The 3,484-nt window shown below is 72.7% G+C and carries 5 protein-coding genes; all 5 read right to left on the reverse strand.

Annotated elements, in window-relative coordinates; all coding sequences use genetic code 11:
• Positions 1-194: 194 nt before the first annotated feature.
• Positions 195-764: a hypothetical protein gene (locus ACTHLI_RS02700; RefSeq protein WP_440181302.1), complete on the reverse strand. Its 570-nt coding sequence runs from the start codon at positions 762-764 to the stop codon at positions 195-197.
• Complete coding sequence (locus ACTHLI_RS02705) at positions 761-1,714, reverse strand: FAD:protein FMN transferase (protein WP_440181303.1); 954 nt, start codon at positions 1,712-1,714, stop codon at positions 761-763. Before ACTHLI_RS02705 ends, ACTHLI_RS02700 begins: the two co-directional genes overlap by 4 nt.
• Positions 1,711-1,923: a hypothetical protein gene (locus ACTHLI_RS02710; RefSeq protein ID WP_440181304.1), complete on the reverse strand. Its 213-nt coding sequence runs from the start codon at positions 1,921-1,923 to the stop codon at positions 1,711-1,713. The genes ACTHLI_RS02705 and ACTHLI_RS02710 overlap by 4 nt, the downstream gene beginning before the upstream one ends.
• A 2-nt stretch (positions 1,924-1,925) precedes the next feature.
• Entirely contained in the window at positions 1,926-2,102 is a 177-nt protein-coding gene (locus ACTHLI_RS02715; RefSeq protein ID WP_440181305.1) for a hypothetical protein, read from the reverse strand.
• A 64-nt stretch (positions 2,103-2,166) separates the two neighbouring features.
• On the reverse strand, positions 2,167-3,484 hold a 1,318-nt coding region (locus ACTHLI_RS02720; protein WP_440181307.1), incomplete at its 5' end, for an ATP-binding protein.

The following is a 3,484-nucleotide window of genomic DNA, read 5'->3' on the forward strand; positions in this document are numbered from 1 at the left end:
GCGGTCGAGCGCGGCCGCGTAGAGCTGGGACGTCGTCGGATTGCGGAGCACGCGCCCGACGACGCGGAGCCCATGCTCGGCAAGGCTTTCTTCAGGCCGGTCGGTGATCGTCAAGGCGCCTCTCCTCGTCGCTGACTCTGCCAGGCGTCGCATGGTAGTTGTCACCACGCGACTGCTGTTGTATGCGGACCTGTCTACGCGGCCGGGGCAGGCAACGCGATCGGCCGCGCAGGTGCGGTGCGCGGGACGAGCAGCCGGTAGAAGGTCAGGCAGAGCACAGGCCCTGCGGCGAGGACCGCGGTGACCGGTCCGCCGAGGCCGCGCAGATCCGTGCCGACGAGTAAAGCGTGACCGAGGGAGAGCCAGAACGCCGCGAAGCTCGCGTAGTGGAGCCGCCGCCAGCCCTTCTGGCCGATCCAGCGCCGCGCGTTGAAAGAGGCGGCGAGGGCGAGGCTCAACCACGCGGCGACGATCCCGAGCGCGACCGACCCAGGGCGCCAGGCGGCCGCACCGGGCACTAGCACCGACAGGACTCCGAAGTGCATGACCGGGTCGAGCAGGAGCGCCCCTGCGTGAAGGGCGATCATCGAGAGCCCCGTCCAGGCGAGTGTCCGGTGCAGCGAGAGCAGCGTCTTCTGACGCTTCGGCTTGAGCAGGCGGGTGCTCATCGCGAGCCCGAGCCAGACCGACAGGGTCAGCAGCCCGAACGCCACGAGGCCTGCGGAACGCGCGACGAGCCAGGCAACGGGCACGGCGGTGGTCATGCAGCCCTCACGACGAACCGCTGCGACCCGAGCGGCAGCCGGCCGAGCGGGATCGCCGAGCCAGCGTGCGGGACGTAGAGCGCCGAGATCGACGGCCTCGCCGCCACGTACTCCTCGGCCTCCGCGAGGCCCGCGATGGCAAGCGTCGTCGCGTGCACCTCCGCCTCGGCGGCGTCGGGGGCGACGACCGTCACCGTCAAAGGCCCTGCCAGTGCGGGCTCGCCCGTCTCGGGGTCGATCAGGTGGTGGAGTGAGCGGGCGGGCCCGAAGCGGCGGGCGTCGCGACCGGAGGTTGCGACGCCGCCGGCGGGAACCGCGAGGATCGCGAGCGTCTCCCCTGCCTGCCGCGGGTCGGCGACCGCCACCACCCACGGACCGGCTTCCGGGGACTCGCCGGAGACGGCGATGTCGCCGCCGAGATCGACGAGACCGCCGGCGAAGCTCGGCGAGGCGGCGAGCATCGCGGCGAGCGCACGCCTCGCCGCGTAGCCCTTGCCGATCCCGCCGAGGTCGACGGCTGCGCCCCACTCGAGCCTGGCGCGTCCGCGCCGATCGTCGAGCTCGACCTCGGCGCCCGCCCGCCAGTAGTCGGCCGACCGGGCCTGGCGCTCCTCGAGCAGCTCGAAGGAGCGGTCGTAGCCGGCGGCCGTGAGCGCGGGGAGGATCGTCGGGTCGAACCGGCCTCCCGTTTCCTCCCGCGCACGCAGCGCCAGACGGATCGCCTCGAACAGGCGTCGGCCGATCGGGACCCAGTCTCCGTCGGCGGCGTTGAGGCGTGAAAGGTCGCTCGACGGGTCGAACCGCGAGAGCTCGCCTTCGCAGGCGGCGACCTCCTCCCGCGCGGCGGCCAGTGCCCAGTGCACCTCGACCTCGTCGTGCGAGTCGGCCGTGACGGCGGCCGCGCAGGTCGTGCCGACGGCACGCCACTCGGTGCGGTGGAGAGAGTTCATCCTCCCGCCGCCACTGCCGAAGTCGCCGTGGTCGCGTGCGCCGGCGTCTTGAGGACGACGACGTGCTGCTTGCCGCCGGTTCCCTTCACGACCATCGTCTGCGACGAGGCCGCGGGCAGGGGAACCGCCGGGCGGGACGACCAGGCGAGCACCGCGACGACCGCGAGCATCGCCCAGACGGACAGTACGACTACCCAGACACGCTGCATGATCAGTCACCTTCCTCGCTCCACGACTGCGGAGTGGGCGCCTGCTGCTGCACGACCGTCACGGGCGCCGTCGCCGGTGGAGCGGGCCGATGCACGAGTCCCGCGATCGCCGCGCCGCCGGTGAGGACGGTCGCCGCGAGGACGGCGGCCAGTGCGAGGAATGGACGGTTTGCGTTCATGTCCGCGTTCTACGACACCTCTTCTTAGGGGCGAGCGAGCGCAGGACCAAGCTTCGGTAAAGGTTCAGGCAGGACGGAGCCGCACCACGGCATCGACCCCGCCGCTCGGTGCCTCGCGCAGCTCGACCTCGCCCCCGTCGGCGGCGACGAGCCTCTTGACGATCGCCAGCCCGAGGCCGGAGCCGCCCCCACCGGAGCCCGCGCGCCAGAAGCGATCGAAGGCGCGCCTGCGCTGCTCCGGCGTGAGCCCACCGCCCTGGTCGGAGAGGTGCAGCTCGACCCAGGGCGGCGCTGCAAGGGCCGACACCGTGACCGTCGCCCCATCCGGCGATGCGTCGAGCGCGTTGGCCATGAGATTGTCGACCACCTGTGCGAGGCGCCCCGGCGCGGCCCGCACCGCGACCGGGCCGTCGAGGTCCGCCACGAGCGAGACGTGGTGCTCGTCCGCGAGGGGCAGCCAGGCGTCGACACGCTCTCGCAGGACGGAGGTCGCGTCGACCCGCGCCGGCGTCTCGCTCCCCGCGTCCGCTCGGGCCAGGGTGAGCAGCCCGTCGACGAGATCGCGGAGCCGGTCGGTCTCCTGGAGTGCGGCGTCGCGGTCCCGACTCGCCGGCAGGCTCTCGAGCCGTAGCCGGAGCGCCGTCAGCGGCGTCCGCAGCTCGTGCGAAGCGTCGGCGACGAACTCCCCCTGCGAACGCAGCAGCCTCGCCAGCTTCCCCACGGTCTCGTTGAACACGGCGGCGAGCGACCGCACCTCGGGCGGGCCTTCACGTTCGGGCGCACGTGCTTCGAGCTGCCCCTCGCCCACGGCCGCGGCGGTCTGCTCGAGCCGGCGCAGCGGCCGGGTCACGAAACGCGAGAGGCCGAGGCCTACGACTGCGGCTCCCGCGAGGACGACGATCCCGATCAGCGCGAGAATGAGCCAGTAGCGGTAGATGCGGGAGTCGACGGCGGAGAACGGATACGTGACCCGCACCGCCCCGTGCACCCTCCCGCTCGAGGCGATCGGAACCGCGACGTAGAGCAGCCGCTCGCCCAGAGTGCGCGAGTTCCGGACGCCGCGCGGATACTTCCCCGCGAGCGCGGCGTGGATCTCCGGGCGCGACGCGAAGCTCTCGGTTCCCCGCACCCGTCCGCTCGTGTCGATGAGTGCGTACCCGCGCCGGTCGGCGACCACCACACGGGCGCCGGTTCGGCTCGCGTACGTCGAAGCGATCGCCGCGAGCCCGTTCAGCTGCCTGCGTGTCGGCCTCTGCACCGCGTCCTCGGCGTCCGCCGCGAGCACCATCGCGTCGTGCGAGACCTTCGCCGTCAGGTCGCGGCGCTCCGTGCGTTGGTTCTGCACGCCGAGCGGAACCTCGAGGCTCAGCAGGACGAACAGC

Origin of the sequence: Amnibacterium sp., from assembly GCF_051956055.1 — a bacterium.
In the GTDB taxonomy this organism is placed as follows: Bacteria; Actinomycetota; Actinomycetes; order Actinomycetales; family Microbacteriaceae; genus Amnibacterium.